The 16,055-nt window shown below is 43.2% G+C and carries 10 protein-coding genes; 4 read left to right on the top strand and 6 right to left on the bottom strand.

What is annotated here, in order from left to right; genetic code table 11:
• Positions 1–891: 891 nt before the first annotated feature.
• Positions 892–4,578, bottom strand: a complete 3,687-nt coding sequence (metH, locus tag FTU42_RS08115; RefSeq protein WP_180072007.1) for a methionine synthase — start codon at positions 4,576–4,578, stop codon at positions 892–894.
• A 533-nt stretch (positions 4,579–5,111) separates the two neighbouring features.
• On the opposite strand from metH, the gene FTU42_RS08110 reads away from it, so the two are divergent.
• Positions 5,112–6,731 (top strand): inorganic phosphate transporter, encoded by a 1,620-nt coding sequence (locus FTU42_RS08110; RefSeq protein WP_005096235.1) that lies wholly within the window; start codon positions 5,112–5,114, stop codon positions 6,729–6,731.
• A 161-nt stretch (positions 6,732–6,892) separates the two neighbouring features.
• Here the strand turns inward: FTU42_RS08110 and FTU42_RS08105 are convergent, their stop codons facing one another.
• Positions 6,893–8,434: a hypothetical protein gene (locus FTU42_RS08105; RefSeq protein WP_180072008.1), complete on the bottom strand. Its 1,542-nt coding sequence runs from the start codon at positions 8,432–8,434 to the stop codon at positions 6,893–6,895.
• Between the two features lie 219 nt (positions 8,435–8,653).
• Positions 8,654–9,271: a rhomboid family intramembrane serine protease gene (locus FTU42_RS08100; RefSeq protein ID WP_005096237.1), complete on the bottom strand. Its 618-nt coding sequence runs from the start codon at positions 9,269–9,271 to the stop codon at positions 8,654–8,656.
• Positions 9,272–9,429: 158 nt separating this feature from the next.
• On the opposite strand from FTU42_RS08100, the gene nfuA reads away from it, so the two are divergent.
• Complete coding sequence (gene nfuA / locus FTU42_RS08095) at positions 9,430–10,068, top strand: Fe-S biogenesis protein NfuA (protein ID WP_005096238.1); 639 nt, start codon at positions 9,430–9,432, stop codon at positions 10,066–10,068.
• A 191-nt stretch (positions 10,069–10,259) separates the two neighbouring features.
• Positions 10,260–12,359, top strand: a complete 2,100-nt coding sequence (locus FTU42_RS08090) for a TonB-dependent receptor domain-containing protein (protein WP_180083225.1) — start codon at positions 10,260–10,262, stop codon at positions 12,357–12,359.
• A 37-nt stretch (positions 12,360–12,396) separates the two neighbouring features.
• Here FTU42_RS08090 and FTU42_RS08085 read toward each other — a convergent pair whose 3' ends face one another.
• Together FTU42_RS08085 and FTU42_RS08080 are read right to left on the bottom strand one after the other, a co-directional pair.
• Complete coding sequence (locus tag FTU42_RS08085) at positions 12,397–13,398, bottom strand: hypothetical protein (protein WP_100328825.1); 1,002 nt, start codon at positions 13,396–13,398, stop codon at positions 12,397–12,399.
• A gap of 14 nt (positions 13,399–13,412) precedes the next feature.
• The gene (locus FTU42_RS08080) at positions 13,413–14,450 is read right to left on the bottom strand and encodes an alpha/beta fold hydrolase (RefSeq protein ID WP_005096243.1); all 1,038 of its coding nucleotides are present in this window, start codon (positions 14,448–14,450) and stop codon (positions 13,413–13,415) included.
• 309 nt (positions 14,451–14,759) lie between these two features.
• On the opposite strand from FTU42_RS08080, the gene FTU42_RS08075 reads away from it, so the two are divergent.
• Positions 14,760–15,374, top strand: a complete 615-nt coding sequence (locus FTU42_RS08075) for a carbonic anhydrase (RefSeq protein ID WP_005096244.1) — start codon at positions 14,760–14,762, stop codon at positions 15,372–15,374.
• Positions 15,375–15,417: 43 nt separating this feature from the next.
• Here FTU42_RS08075 and FTU42_RS08070 read toward each other — a convergent pair whose 3' ends face one another.
• Complete coding sequence (locus FTU42_RS08070; RefSeq protein WP_005096245.1) at positions 15,418–16,047, bottom strand: arylesterase; 630 nt, start codon at positions 16,045–16,047, stop codon at positions 15,418–15,420.
• Between the last annotated feature and the right edge of the window lie 8 nt (positions 16,048–16,055).

Raw genomic sequence — 16,055 nt, 5'->3', positions numbered from 1 at the left:
ATGAGAAAGCCCATATAAATGGGTAATGTACAAGTTGCTGTAGAAGCATGTTTAATTCGTCTGATCACAGATACTTTATAAAGTATTTTAATACTTTTTTGAATCCGTCAATGCGTAAGTCCTAAGAAATATCAAAGCTAGTAAGAACTCACAAAGTTTTTTAACTTTCTGCTGTTCTATACTTTCATTAGCAACAGCACTCAAAATAGTTACAAGAGTGACAAATGGAATAATCAATATTAATTCTAAGAAGAAATTAAATGTATGGAAGTTAATGATAAATTGAAGGAGGATGCTTAAATTTATTGAGGATCGTATAGTTTGAATAAAGAAGTTATGTGAATTTTCTTTGATAGTATTTAAACTAAACATAGTGCCTATTGCAAATATTATATACCAAAAAAATGTATTTTTAAGTTGACTAATATCCCAGATTTGTATTTGGTATAAGATAAATACACTTAGCAAGACATAGGTAGTAATTAATAAAATAGCAGTAATAATTTTAATTTGAAAAAATGCTTTGATAACAGTGATAAGAGAATATCTGAGCTGAACATTTTTTACAGAGTAGAATATTAAAGCCATTATAAGTATGGTTCCCCATGTAATTGAGGCTAATTCTCTGGTACTAAATTGATCCATGATTTAGAAAATTGTTTTAGTTTTAATGGTTTAGTATAGTTTAATTTACGTGATTTTTTAATCCCTCCCAACATCCCTTTAAAAATGGGAGGAGCTGTCACGTAATGAATTTGATACGTGAAAGTCCCTCTTTTTTAAAGAGGGATTTAGGGAGATTAATAACAAAAAAATCCCCTCACTTGAGGGGTTTTTTATATTCGATACGAATGGAATCTTCCCCCTTTATCAAAGGGGGATCGAGGGGGATTAAACCACTGAATCATCCAAATTCGGCGCTAACCAACGTTTCGCTTCATCCAGCGTCCAACCTTTACGCTTCGCATAATCTTCCAACTGGTCGCCAGAGATTTTACCCACGTTAAAGTATTCAGTTTCAGGATTTGCATAATAGAAACCGCTGACTGATGAAGGTGGCCACATTGCAAAACTAGAGGTTAAGTAAGTTCCAATCTTGTCAGTTGTACCTAACCAGTCAAAGAGTGGCGCTTTTTCAGAATGTTCAGGACACGCAGGGTAGCCCGGTGCAGGACGAATACCGACATACTTCTCTTTAATCAAATCTTCATTCGACAATTGTTCATCTGCTTGGTAGCCCCAGAATTCTTTACGGATACGCTGGTGCAAATGTTCAGCAAATGCTTCCGCAAAACGGTCACCTAAAGCCTGCGCCATAATTGCAGAATAATCATCGCCTTTGGCTTTGTATTCTTGCGACAGCTCTTCCGCACCAAAGATTGAAACTGTAAAACCACCCAAATAATCCTGAGCCACATCTTTCTGTGCAATAAAGTCCGCCAAAGAATAGTTGGCTTTGCCTGTCACTTTATCCGACTGCTGACGTAGATGTTCAAAAGTATGGGTCACATTGCCATTTTCATCTGCCACAGCAACAGTGTCGCTTGCCACACGGTTGGCAGGATAAATGCTGAAGGTGGCACGCGCATCGAAACGTTTATTCTCGATGATATCTTTCAGCATAATTTGTGCTTGTTCAAACAAGTCACGTGCTGCTTCGCCCACTACGTCATCTTCCAGGATTTTCGGGAATTTACCCGCCAGACTCCAAGAAATAAAGAACGGTGTCCAGTCAAAATATTCCACCAAGGTTTCAAGTGGATAATTGGTGAAAGTTTCCGAACCAATGAAGTTTGGTTTTACTGGAGTGTGTGCACCAAAATCAATTTTAAAGCCATTTTCAATTGATTTTGCATAAGACAATTTGGCGGCTTTCGGCTGTTTATTGGCTAAACGTGTACGGATTTTTTCATAATCCGCCGCATAGTCCGTTGCCAGTTTTGGTTTCATCTCGGCAGAAAGCAATTGTGTTGCCACACCCACGGCACGTGAAGCATCAGCTGTGTAGTACACACCATCATTTTGATATTGCGGTGAAATCTTTACAGCGGTGTGGGCTTTAGAGGTGGTTGCACCACCAATCATCAATGGAATATTAAAGCCTTTACGCTGCATTTCTTTGGCAACAAAGACCATTTCGTCCAGAGACGGTGTAATCAAACCAGACAAACCGATAATATCGACTTTTTCATCAATTGCGGTTTGCAGGATTTTCTCGCACGGCACCATCACGCCCAGATCCACGATGTCATAACCGTTACAGCCCAACACCACGCCGACAATGTTCTTACCGATGTCGTGTACGTCACCTTTTACCGTCGCGAGCAGGATTTTACCTTTGGCTTCAGCTTGGGTTTTCTCAGCTTCAATAAACGGATTCAGCCAAGCCACTGCCTGCTTCATCACACGCGCAGATTTTACCACCTGCGGCAAGAACATTTTACCGGCACCAAACAGGTCGCCAACCACGTTCATACCTGCCATCAATGGGCCTTCAATCACATCCAGTGGACGGGTTGATTTTAAACGGGCTTCTTCAGTGTCTTGGTCAATATACGTCGTGATGCCTTTGACCAGTGCATATTCAAGACGTTTTTCAACAGATTCATTACGCCATTCCAGGTTTTCTTCGGCTTTTTGCGTACCACTTTGACCACGATATTTTTCAGCGACAGCCAGCAGCCGTTCTGTTGCATCCTGACCACTTTCGCCTTGATTCTGGTTTTGAACCACATCTTCAACGGCAGCTTTTAATTCTTTATCAATGTCATCATAAATCGCCATTTGACCGGCATTCACAATCCCCATGGTCATGCCTTTTTGAATGGCATGGTACAAGAACACTGAGTGAATCGCTTCACGTACTGGCTCATTACCACGGAATGAGAACGAGACGTTAGAGACACCACCTGAAATCATGGCATGGGGTAGATTTTCTTTAATCCAGCCAGTCGCTTCAATGAAATCAACCGCATAGTTATTATGTTCTACAATCCCTGTCGCAATCGCAAATACGTTCGGGTCAAAGATAATATCTTCAGCAGGGAAGCCCACTTCATTGACCAGCACATCATAAGAGCGCTTACAGATCTCTTTTTTGCGAGCGGCTGTATCGGCCTGACCATCTTCATCAAATGCCATCACAATCACTGCGGCACCGTACTGACGGCACAGGCGGGCACGTTCGACAAACTCGTCATAACCTTCTTTTAAGGAAATCGAGTTCACCACGGCTTTACCTTGCACGCATTTCAAACCTGCTTCGATAATCTCCCATTTAGAAGAATCGAGCATGATCGGCACACGTGAAATATCCGGCTCAGACGCAATCAGATTCAGGAAGTGCACCATGGCGCCTTGTGAATCCAGCATGCCTTCATCCATGTTGATATCGATAATTTGCGCACCGGCTTCAACCTGCTGACGGGCAACATCGAGTGCTTCGGCGAAGTTTTCTTCACGAATCAGACGCAGGAATTTTTTCGAACCGGTGACGTTGGTACGCTCGCCGACGTTCACGAACAGTGAATCTGGGGTGATGTTAAATGGTTCTAAACCGCTTAAACGACAAGCTGGCGCAATCTCAGGAATTTGACGCGGGCTAATGCCTTCCACTGCTTGTGCAATTGCGCGGATGTGATCCGGTGTGGTACCACAGCAACCACCGGTAATATTGATCAGACCGCTTTCCGCAAATTCTTTAATGAAAGCTGCAGTTTCTTCCGGTGTTTCATCATATCCACCGAAGGCATTTGGCAAGCCAGCGTTAGGATGTGCTGAAACAAAAGTATCCGCTACATCCGACACGGTTTTGACGTGTGGACGCATCGCATCTGCACCAAGCGCACAGTTAAAACCAATCGAGATCGGTTCTGCATGACGCATCGAGTTCCAGAACGCTTCTGCGGTTTGACCGGTTAAGGTACGGCCAGATGCATCGGTAATGGTGCCTGAAATCATGATTGGCAGTTCATAGCCCAGTTCTTTAAAGACTTCTTTCACCGCAAAGATCGCAGCTTTGGCATTTAAAGTATCGAATACGGTTTCAATCAGGATGATGTCGACACCACCTTCAATCAGCGCTTTGGTTGATTCAATATAATCCACTTTTAAGGCATCAAAAGTGATGTTGCGGAAGGCTGGATCGTTGACGTTTGGAGAAATAGACGTGGTACGTGATGTCGGACCAATCACACCTGCCACAAAACGTGGTTTTTCTGGGGTTGAATATTTGGCACAGGCTTCTTTGGCCAGACGCGCGGCTTCACGGTTAATCTCGGGAACCAGATCTTGCATATGATAGTCAGACATCGAAACCCGCGTACCGTTAAAGGTATTGGTTTCAATAATGTCGGCGCCAGCTTCCAAGTAAGCTTCATGAATACCTTGAATGATTTGTGGTTGTGTCAAAACGAGCAGGTCGTTATTGCCTTTCAGATCATAAGCCCAATCAGCAAAACGCTCGCCACGGTAATCGGCTTCTTCCAGTTTATGGCGCTGGATCATGGTACCCATCGCACCATCGATAATTAAAATTTTCTTGGCAAGAAGTTCTTTTAAGGTGGCAAGTGTCGACATTCAAACTTTCTCAGTAGAAATCAAAAAACATCGTCCATATTAGCAGAATTAATGCTTGAATTCTGCGCCTCCTTTCTCAGAATGATGGATATGCATGATATGAAAATTTGATAAGTCAGTTAGAACAAGACAGGTTTTTGTTATCCGGTCTATGCAGTATTCAGCTTTAAAATGGGATCTGGCTAAAACTGGCAAAAATATATTTGAAAAATTAAGCTGATGCTTTTATTCATGAAATTGTCATATTTATTGACTATGCTCTGTACATAGAAATTATGGTCATCTTAAGCGTAGAGGGAGTTTCAAAGCTTTAAGCGCAAAAACAGGACACGTTTCTGAGTTCTGAAAAGCTGGAATTTTATCTTAAGTTGATGATTTATTGAATCAAACAGCAGTGTTTTACTCGGGATTAAACAGGACGAACAGCAGTAAGAAAATCTAAATTATTGCTTCATATGACAGCAGTTTGTCATATAATTGTCACAATTTAACTGAACAATAGGGGAATTCTTGAATCCTCTATTCCTGCTTGCATGAATCCTAATCAAACTCCCATAGATTCAGCACACGAGTCGGCTTCGCACAAGTCGACCAATGTTCACGTGCCGACACCAAAATTCTTTATGCCAGTTTTTCTAACTGTCATTATCTCTACTCTTATTTATATCGGTTTTCAATTGTCTGCCGATTTAGCGCATGTTCCTGCACTGGGTTTGTATTCAATTATTCTCCTGGCGACGGCATTGTTTATTGCGCTGGGCTTTGAATTCGTCAATGGCTTCCACGATACTGCCAATGCGGTTGCCACGGTCATTTATACCAATGCACTTTCTGCGCCTGTCGCTGTAATGTGGGCCGGTTTCTGTAACTTCCTTGGGGTTATGGTGGCCAGTGGTGCGGTGGCTTACGGTATTATTGCACTGTTACCTGTTGAGCTGATCATGAATGTCGGCTCCGGAGCAGGTTTTGCCATGGTGTTTGCCATGCTGATCGCTGCGATTGTCTGGAACCTGGGAACATGGTTTCTTGGTATTCCTGCATCCAGCTCACATACCCTGATCGGTTCGATTCTGGGTGTGGGTATCATGAACTACATTCTGCACGCGAGTAGCGGTGCATCGGGTATAGACATGGAGCAGGTGATGAAAGTCGGTAAGGCGCTGTTATTTTCGCCTTTAATCGGTTTTGCATTTGCCGCTGTGCTGTTCTTGCTGGTGAAAAAAATCTTCAAGAAACAGGTGGAGCTGTTCCAGCCACCTGAAGGTAATAAACCGCCACCCCCTTTAATTCGTGCCATTTTGATCTTTACCTGTACCGGTGTCAGCTTTGCGCACGGTTCAAATGATGGTCAAAAAGGCATGGGGCTGATCATGTTGATTTTGATTGGCTGTGTACCAATGGCGTACTCACTCAACAAAAACCTAGATCAACAGCATATCCAGACTTTTGGGCAATTGTCTGCGCAAACGGCCAATGCGATTTATCCAGACCATGCGGATATTGAAGATGAAAAAGCGCGTCAGATCATCACGACTTATATCCAAACCAAAGAAATCACCCCTGAAGTGGTGCCTGCATTGGCGAGCCTCACAGATCATTTAGGTGAAAAAGTCGGTAGCTATAGCAGCATTAGGGAAGTGCCTGAAGCACAGGTTTCAGAATTCCGGAATGACATGTACTTAAGTACCACAGCTTTCAAGCGTTTGGACAAAGCAGAAGCTTTACCTGCAATGACGGCTGAACAGGACAAAACGGTAGATCAATACCGTGACAGTCTGGATTCATTCTTGCAATACATCCCGACCTGGGTGAAAGTGGCCGTTGCTCTGGCGCTGGGTCTGGGTACTATGGTTGGCTGGAAGCGTATTGTGGTGACAGTCGGTGAGCGTATTGGTAAGCAGCATATGACCTATGGTCAGGGTATGTCTGCTGAACTGGTGGCGATGTCGACCATTGCGGCTGCGGATGGTTTCGGGATGCCGGTATCGACCACTCATGTATTGAACTCTGCGGTTGCAGGTACCATGGTGGCGAATAAGTCAGGTCTGAACTTCCAGATGGTGAAAACCATTCTGTCTGCCTGGGTTTTCACTTTACCCGCCACAATTTGTTTATCAGGTACTTTGTACTGGTTGTTACTTAAAGTTTTCTAATATTATTAGATAAGTAAAAAACGCTGCTTCGGCAGCGTTTTTTTATGAAGTTTTTTAAAATCCTCTCCCTTGGAGAGGGTTGGAGAGGGTTGGGGAGAGGGGGAGAATTTTGAATAAAAATAATATTGACTCTAGGAGAAGGGTAGAGTCAAGGAAATCAATTACTTCTTAAGCTTACTCAATAATCCCTTGGGTAACTTCTCTGTCGCAAAACCATACAGGGCAGCAAAAGGTAATGCAGTTCGCGCCAGATAAGCCACTCGCCACAAACCACCATGATTCGCACCCTGCATCATCAATTCCAGTGGATGATTCAGCTTCACTTCAGGATTGGCCACAGAGGTAGCATTACGCAGATCATGAATCCACAGGGCTGCCATCAGTGCATTTGTGGTTTCAGGTGCAAAAGCTTCGACATCAAACAGACTGGCACCGTTGAACGCGGCTTTTAATAGCGGATTCTTGGTAACTGAATACGTGGTTGTAGATGGAGCGATATTGATGCTGACACGTTGACCCTGAGCGCGAGCTAAAGTAGCACGCCATTGTTGAATGCGTTTGGCCAGTGCATAGTTTGGACCTTGTTCTACCACCAGACAGTCACAAATCCCATAAGACTGGTCACCAGATTGAATCAGCTCATGCGCATTTTTCTGAAAAAAGTGTTTGCGGCTTACAGTCGATACACCTTTGGAAAAGAGTGTCTGTGCTTTGGAGCGCTCCGCATATTTCACTTTTGATGCTTCAACCACTTTACTTGGAACGGCATAGACATCGGTCGGGGTGCACATATACATCAGGCTGGTATTGGCTTTTTGTTCGCTGACATATTTCATGATGGCATCCATCGCCATCGAAACACGGACATGCTTCTCGCCATCCAGATAGGCAATTGCGGCCAGATCCAGATCCGGCTCAAACTGTAATAGCCATTTAGCAATCTCGGGAATCTGAGTCAAAAGATTGGCACCGAGTTTTTCTTTTAGAACATCGTCAGGCGTATCTTCTGCAAGTGCTTCAGTACAGGGTGCATACAGCGTGGCATTGCCTTGGCTGATGGTATCGACAATCTTGCCCCAGACCCGAGTACTGGGCAGGTCAATCGCCACAATATTGGCTTTCCATTTTGCCAGCCAGGTCAAAGGGCCAGCTTCAGATGCAGCACCAAACAGCACCATGGTTCGATCTGACAAATCAAACCATTCTGGGCGCGCCACACATTCACGCAGGGCATTGGCATGGCTGCTTTCCATAATACCTTGGTTTTCCCAACGTTCAATCTGCTCCAATAAGGCATAGCCTTGCAGCTTCTGGCCGTGGTAGGGCACATACCATTCTGGTGCAGCCTGACTGCTTCCCGTCAATTTAAAGCTATGTAGTTGATCGGCGGGCAAGGTAAGGGCATCTTTCAGTAAATGCTTCTGGCCATCACGGTAAAATTCAAAGGTCTGATGCGCCTGTGCCAGACCATCTTCAGCAATTTTCAGGCTGGCTTCAGGCGAGCTTAGCCCTTGCTCGACCAGTTGCTTAAAATGCACGGTATATTGTTTGCGCCAGTTTTTTTCTGATTGTGCCTGTGCAGCACTGTGCTGATTCACATTGGCCAAAGCTGCTGCGATGATCGCGCGTCCTGTTTTTGAGCTACTTGGTTTTTGTTGATTGGACTGAAGCGGAAATTGAAGACCGTCTGGTGTAGTGGACATGCAAAATATCTCGTAAATGACAGTAATTAATATACAGATGTATACATTATCGCTGCAAAATTCACTCCAAGATTGGCAATAAGTGACATCATGACTTTTTAATATATTACGAGATGTTTCAAATAAATAAGAGAGCCATGGCTCTCTTATTTGTTTTTAGCGGAAATATCAGACTTATCTTATATGTAGCCTTATTTCTCTAGCCTTCAATAGCCCTGATTAAAACGGAACCTGCATCAGTTTGTTCAGGAAATGCGGAATCAGGCGTGGCTCCAGAATAATGGTCATGATCACGCCGTAGGCTGCTCCCCACAAATGCGCGCTATGATTAATGTTGCTATTGCCTTTTTTGCCTGACCAGATGCTATAAGCCACATAGAGCACGGCAAAAATAATCGCAGGAACTGGTATAAAGAACACAAAAATCAGCTTCCACGGTTCAAACAGAATATAGGCAAACAGCACCGCAGAGACTGCACCTGATGCACCAAGGCTGGCCCAACGCGGATTATTTTTATGGGTCAGATAACTTGGAATAATAGCTGCAATCAGACCGCCCAGATAGAACAGAATAAAACCCAGATCATATAAATACTGACGATAAAAGCTCTCGATCACACTGCCAAAAAAGAACAGGGTAATCATATTGAATAGCAGGTGAGTTCCATCGGCGTGAATAAAACCATGGCTAATAAAGCGGTCATATTGTCCACGTTGCAGTGCCGGTGGCCAGAAAATCAGGCGATTCATCACCGTCTCTTTGGAGAAAGCAATAAATGACACAATACAGGTGATCAGAATAATGGTCACGGTATGATTAAAAGGTAAATCAAGCATATAAATGATTCTAAGGGTGCCTATTTGCCAATTATCATGCCATTAAAATTGCACTAAAGTTGTACTTTTATAATAAATCCGACAATTTTAGTTGATTTTTAAAAATTCCCCCCGATCTTCAGTTAAAATAGCCGTCTGAGCTTGAGGAAATTATTGTTATGTCGACTGAGAACAGCAGCACTCCAGTTGTTGGTGAAATTCCCAACTTATTGATTACACCAACAGCACAAGAGTATTTAAAGGATTTACTGGATAAACAGAACACCCCGGGTATTGGTGTGCGTGTTTTTGTAGAACATCCGGGTACTCCTCGCGCTGAATGTTGCATGGCCTATAGTGCACCTGATGAAGTTGTGCCGACAGATTATAAGCAGGAATATCCTGAGTTCCCTGCTTTTATCGACTCGCCATCTATTCCGTATTTACTTGATGCCGTGATTGACTACAACAAAGACCGTTTTGGTGGTCAGCTGACCTTCCGTGCACCGAACTCTAAAGTGCCACGTGTGGGTCCAGATGCATCGGTAGAAGAGCGTATTACCTATGTATTGCAGTCTGAAATTAACCCGGGTCTGGCAGGGCATGGCGGTAACTGTGCACTGGTTGAAGTCAAAGAAGACCCAGAGCATGGCTTAACAGCGGTGCTTAAATTTGGCGGTGGTTGCCAGGGTTGTTCAGCGATTGATATCACCTTGAAACAAGGGGTAGAAACCACGCTAAAGCAGCATATTCCTGAATTGATGCATGTCGTTGATGAAACGGATCATAGCCAATCTGAAGGTGCGTACATGAAATAAGCTGTCCTATAACAGTTTATTTAGCGCATTTTAAAAAACCTCGAACTTTCGAGGTTTTTTTATATCCGGCTTAAAATTTAGTGAATGTTAATGATAATAATTATCAATAGTAATTGCATTCAATAGAAAAGCTGTTACACTTTGCAACCGAATAAACATGATCTCTTCATAAATATTAGGGCGCGCAAGGTATGAATAAGCCATTCTTAAAAACAACTTTGGCATTTGCTGTAGTTTCAGCAATGGCTGTTTCAGTCCAAGCGCAAGACCAAGTTACTGAAGAAAAAGAGGGAATCGTACAGGCTGATGCGACCAAATTACAAACGATTGTGGTGACTGCGAGTGGACAGGCAGTTGATGTTAAATCTGCGCCAGCTTCAATTAGTGTCATTACGGCAGAAGACATACAGAAACAGCCTGTTTCAAGTCTGGCCGATATCTTGAAACGCGTGCCCGGCGTAACAGGGGGCCTAAGTTCAAATGGGGCAGGTTCAAAAATACAATTACGCGGGATGCCTGACAATTACACGCTGATCTTAATTGATGGTAAACGTGTGGGCTCTTCTCGAGATACCAATTATCGTGCAAACCTAGGACATCAAGATCTAAACTGGGTGAGACCAGAAATGATTGAACGTATTGAGGTTGTACGTGGACCCATGTCTTCTTTATATGGCTCTGATGCGATGGGTGGAGTGATCAACATCATTACCAAAAAAATCCCTTCAGAATGGGGTGGCTCATTGACCTTAAACCATACCATGCCAACGACATCTTCGGATTTAGGGCGAACCATTCAATCAGGACTCGTGGGATATGGCCCTTTAACCGATACACTAGGTATGCGTGCCACAGTCGGGATCACTGAACAGGAAGCGGATCAAGGCTATCAAACCTCTGACCGTAATCTTCCCGGAATGGCAGGAAGTAAAGCAACCGGACAATCGGGTAGTCGTGATCAGAATGCGAACTTAAAGTTTGATTATACGCCGAACGATATTCATAGCTTATCTTTAGAGCTGGGTTATAGCTTGCAAGAGAATAATGCCTCGACCACGCCTCAGGTGGTGGATGGTAAAGAACAGGCTTTATTAGCATGGGGTCCATCTGAGTTAGAACATCGTTCAGTGTCTCTATCACATGATGCTCAATGGGGTTTCGGTGATTCAAAAATTACGGCTTACTACAATGATTATGATCAAAGTCAGGTGACAGAGACTGGGCCGACCACACAAAAATCCAAGGAAAGCATTGTAGAAGCTAATCTCAATATTCCGTTTAAATTAGGTGTGGAGCATGTTGCGACAGTGGGAGGTCAATGGAAATCAGAAGAACTGGTTAATACCCGTAATATTGGGCTGGCTATTCCAAGTTATGACGGCAAAGAATATGGTTCAGAGCTAGAAGGAGATACTTGGGCATTGTTCGTTGAAGATAAAATTGTTTTTAATGATCAAGTCAATTTGACCCTTGGTAATCGTTTTGATCATCACGATAAATTTGGCACACATAATAGTCCACGTGCTTATTTGGTGGTGCAACCAAATGATGCATTGACCATTAAAGGTGGTGTTGCTCAGGGCTTTAGAGCTCCTTCACTCAAAGAGAATACTGCAGGTGCAGCGACGCGTTCAGGGGGGAATGGATGTACATCCTTGAAACCTTTAGGCTATGTATCGGGCGGATGTTATATGGCGGGTAATGCAGACCTGCAGCCTGAAGAAAGTACCAACTATGAACTTGGATTTAATTTTGCTCAAAATGATTTTGATCTCGGTTTAACTTATTTCCACACAGATTTTAAAAATAAAATTGAATATCGTGCTTTAGGAGAAATTAATGGGGTGTGGTGGACACAATATCAAAATGCTGAAAAAGCGCGTGTACGGGGCTTGGAAGCAAGTGTGGCATTACCACTCTTAGAGAATTTAAGCTGGAAGACCAATGCAACCTATTATTTTGAATCAAAAAACTTAGTGACTGGCAGAAATCTTTCAACGATTCCCGAGTTATCCGTTTATAGTGCACTCAACTGGATGCCTACTGATCCACTTTCATTGGAACTTGCAGCGCAATATACCGGTGAACAATATACGGCAAGTATTGAAGATACGGTGGTAATGCAAAAACCACATACGGTATTTAACTTATCTGCGAATTATGAAGTGAACGATCAAGTGACTGTTAGAGGTGGTCTCAATAATTTATTTGATAAAAAATTAGTAAATGCTTCAAATGATTATTATCTGGATCGTCAGGAAGTCTTTGTCGGACTGACCTATAACTTCTAAACAATTTAAAAGCCGCTCTCGAGCGGCTTTTTAAGCTTTATACTTTAAGAATCTTCAAAGTATCTTCTGAATAATAAAACTGTTCCAGATATCTGCGTGTACGTTCACGTAAATGACCTTGTGAAACCATCTGTTGAATGATCGGGTTCAACAATTGCTGTAACTCATGCTGGATTAAGGCTTCATCAATATTCAGATCACGCAGCAAGCTGTCAAAAGTATGTTCCTGATTGCGTACATACCAGGTATGAACTCCATCATGAACTTGCTGTTTTAGATAATCCGTCTGACGCAAATGATCCCAGATCTCATGTCCTAAACCGACTGTCTGATTTAAATCCTGAAGCTCAATATAATTTTTCAATACCGATACCGGCATATCTTTGATTTTATGCCAGAGATTGGCCTGAAAATGATAGAGTTTTTCATCATCAAAGTGCTGGTTCAGCACATGTTCACTCATCTGGCTCAGTTTTAAAATATTCTTTTGCAGATAACGCGCAATAGTACTGTCCAGATCCGTATCGGTGACATTTTCCAGTACCGACTTGCCCATTTTCATAAAACGGGAAACCCCGGGCACGCTTTTAGCGATGACAGAATTATCCAGATAATCCTGAATGGAATGCTGGATCAGTTGCGTGATCATGGCCGAAAATGCCGGATTATTCACGACGGTCTTAATCAGACGCTGACGATGGCCACTTTTACTGGCAACATATTGTGCGATTTTATCCACGGTCAGGACTGGAATCACATCGGCAATTTTGGTCGTATCGTTGGCCGGATGCACCAGTGCAAAACGGATATGCTCAGCAATCTGCTCAATCAGAAAGCTGCTGGCAGCAGTATCCAGAATCTGTTTTTGCAAAAGCTGATGAATCAGATCACAGCTCCATAGATCTTTCAGGTTTTGTTTACGCAACCACAGATAAAACGCATGAAATTCAGTTTGAATCGTTTCAGATTGAGAAAATGCCTGATCGAGAAAATCAAGTTGAGCATCGATCAACTGCTCAATCATCGGGTGTTTCTGCATAACGGCTCTGAAACTTAATTTAAAGGAATGAGTTTATCAGCAAGCGGGTTTTTTAGGGTCTGGGTCTTGGCCAGAAAAGGCAAATAATGTTGTGCCACCTGTTTTTCTGCTTCCAGAATCGGCATATGCCCGACATTGTTCAGAATCACCGGCGTTTCGGCACGTTTCAACAGGGCATGCAGTTCTTTAACCACTTCGACATTGATGATCCGGTCCTGTCTGCCCCATAAAATCAAGGTCGGTGCTTCAACTGTGCGGGTCAGGCGGGCAAAGGTTTCCGGTGTATAAATCCGGTTCAGCATCACGACCTGATCAATCGATTTACTGGTCTGCTCAGAACGTGAAATTAGCAGTTTTTCCTGTGCATACTGGAGCTGATAAGGAATCACCGGCGGGTTCTGCATCAGCTGTCTGGAGACATCTTGCAGATCACCGGGCTTGCTGACGATCAGGTCTTTTAGGGCTTGCGGGTCTTTGGTATAGGGCGTATTGCCCATTTTATACAGGCCGGCACTATTGATTAAAAACAGGCTTTGCGTATCGAATGGATATTGTGAGGCATAGACCGTGGCAATCGATCCCCCCAGGGAATGTCCGGCAATATGTAAATTCTCGTCTACATTTAAGGTTTCAATGAATAAACGCATCTGAGAAGTCACATTGGGCACAGAAACATCGAAACTCTCTGGAATCTTGGTATCGCCGTTGCTCGGCAAGTCAGGAATAATCACATGATAATGTGGAGTCAGAAACTGTGCGACCCGATTCCAGTTATCTCGTGTTCCTGCCAGACCATGAATCAGCAGAATTGAAGGCTTGTTCTTGGCACCACCTTCACTGTAACTCCAGGTCACATCACCGATTTTAAGTGTCTTGGATTGAAGTCCAGCCTGTGTTCGTTCCTGCAGCAGATGTTGTTGTAATATTTTGGCAGGCTTTTCATTCGGCTGGCTAAACATATATTGACTATGTGCAAAGCTCGGCAATGCCATCGTAAACGCGACTAAGGTCGAGCAGATTATTTTCGAGCGCAACTTTATTATTTTCTTCATTGGCACATTCCCCAAAAAATACACAGCGAGCAAATTGCTCAAATACTTCCATGTTGTAAATTTGCTATTTCAGTCAAATAAAAACATTATTCTTCATTCTATTTTAAATCAATCCTGGCGCTTGTCACTCATTAGTTTTTTGCTGAACAGCATTGAATGATCTAGAAATGTGATGTGCTGCACACAAAACCCCTGCTGAAATGAAATTAGATAAATGTTAAAAATTTAAGCAGCTAAGATTTTTTGCAAGTGACATTCAAAAAAACTGGCAGTAAAATATTGCAACTAAAACATCGGTGATAGAAAAGAATGCTCACAGCTCAAGAAGCTTTAGAACGTCTTAAACAAGGGAACCAACGTTTTGTCAGCGGTGATACCTCGCATCCAAAACAACTGAGCCACCAACAGCGCGCAGAAATGGCAGAGGATCAGAACCCATTTGCAATTGTACTGGGCTGTTCAGATTCGCGTGTCCCGGCTGAAATGGTTTTTGATCAGGGTCTCGGTGATCTTTTTGTGATTCGTGTTGCAGGCAATATTGTCGCACCATCACAGGTCGGGAGTGTTGAATTTGCGGCGGAACGCTATGACTGCGCTATTGTTGTAGTCTTAGGTCATAGTCATTGTGGCGCGATCCAGGCCACCATTGATACCTTAATGTGCCCAGATTGCCCGCCGTCGGCAAACCTGATGTCGATTGTAAATCGAGTACGTCCTTCTGTTGAAACCTTAATGCAAACTGAACTGAAAAATGACTTGGCAAAATTGTCCAAGCATGCCGTGCGTTCTAACGTATTTGCATCGGTTAACCAACTACGTCATGGTTCAGCAGTATTAGAAAACCTGATTGGGCAAGGACAACTCAAAGTGGTCGGTGCTGAATATTCACTGGAAACAGGTGAAGTATTGTTCTTTGATTTTTAGGCAAAATTTATTTAAATACAATCTAAAATAATTTAAAGGCGCTTTATAAAGCGCCTTTAATGTATGGATAGGCATTATTTAGCAGGATGGTTTGTGCTTTGGCATTTGGATGAATCAGATCCTTTTGCATCAGGGTTTTATTGCCGGCCACACCCTGCATAAAGAACGGTAACAATTTCACCTTATATTGCTGGCTCACTACCTTATAATTATTTTCAAAGGCCTTGCTATAGGCCTGTCCATAATTAGGCGGCATCTTCATACCAAATACCACGACTTTGGCCTTGGCTTTCTGGCTTTGCTGAATCAGGCTGGCTAAATTTTTTTGAATCATTTGCGGCGGCTGTCCGCGTAAGCCGTCATTACCCCCCAACTCAATCACCACAAGGTCTGGACGATGCGTCTGCAACAGTTTCGGCAGTCTGGCCAGCGCTCCACTGGTGGTTTCTCCACTGACACTTGCATTGACCACTTTATGCTGTTTCGGATACTGTTGCTCTAAACGTTTTTGTAATAAATGTACCCAGCCTTGTTGTGGCTGAATACCGTAACCAGCACTTAAACTATCACCTAAAATCATAATCGTCTTTGCTGATACCCCGAGCGGTAACAGGCACAGACTGAGCAAAAACAAGTAAGACAATACCCGAGTTTTCTGATTAAGATCTTTCATATAGGACA

Source organism: Acinetobacter sp. YH12102 (assembly GCF_013419125.1).
Classification (GTDB): Bacteria; Pseudomonadota; Gammaproteobacteria; order Pseudomonadales; family Moraxellaceae; genus Acinetobacter; species Acinetobacter pseudolwoffii.
The sequence above is the reverse complement of the archived record's forward strand: the minus strand, read 5'-3'. Positions and strand labels throughout refer to the sequence as shown.

Excerpts from the sequence above, each read along its gene's own strand:
- FTU42_RS08080 (WP_005096243.1), bottom strand. The coding sequence starts at position 14,450 with ATGAAGAAAATAATAAAGTTGCGCTCGAAAATAATCTGCTCGACCTTA.
- FTU42_RS08110 (WP_005096235.1), top strand. The coding sequence starts at position 5,112 with ATGAATCCTAATCAAACTCCCATAGATTCAGCACACGAGTCGGCTTCG.
- FTU42_RS08085 (WP_100328825.1), bottom strand. The coding sequence starts at position 13,398 with ATGCAGAAACACCCGATGATTGAGCAGTTGATCGATGCTCAACTTGAT.
- nfuA (WP_005096238.1), top strand. The coding sequence starts at position 9,430 with ATGTCGACTGAGAACAGCAGCACTCCAGTTGTTGGTGAAATTCCCAAC.
- FTU42_RS08075 (WP_005096244.1), top strand. The coding sequence starts at position 14,760 with ATGCTCACAGCTCAAGAAGCTTTAGAACGTCTTAAACAAGGGAACCAA.
- FTU42_RS08100 (WP_005096237.1), bottom strand. The coding sequence starts at position 9,271 with ATGCTTGATTTACCTTTTAATCATACCGTGACCATTATTCTGATCACC.
- metH (WP_180072007.1), bottom strand. The coding sequence starts at position 4,578 with ATGTCGACACTTGCCACCTTAAAAGAACTTCTTGCCAAGAAAATTTTA.
- FTU42_RS08090 (WP_180083225.1), top strand. The coding sequence starts at position 10,260 with ATGAATAAGCCATTCTTAAAAACAACTTTGGCATTTGCTGTAGTTTCA.
- FTU42_RS08070 (WP_005096245.1), bottom strand. The coding sequence starts at position 16,047 with ATGAAAGATCTTAATCAGAAAACTCGGGTATTGTCTTACTTGTTTTTG.
- FTU42_RS08105 (WP_180072008.1), bottom strand. The coding sequence starts at position 8,434 with ATGTCCACTACACCAGACGGTCTTCAATTTCCGCTTCAGTCCAATCAA.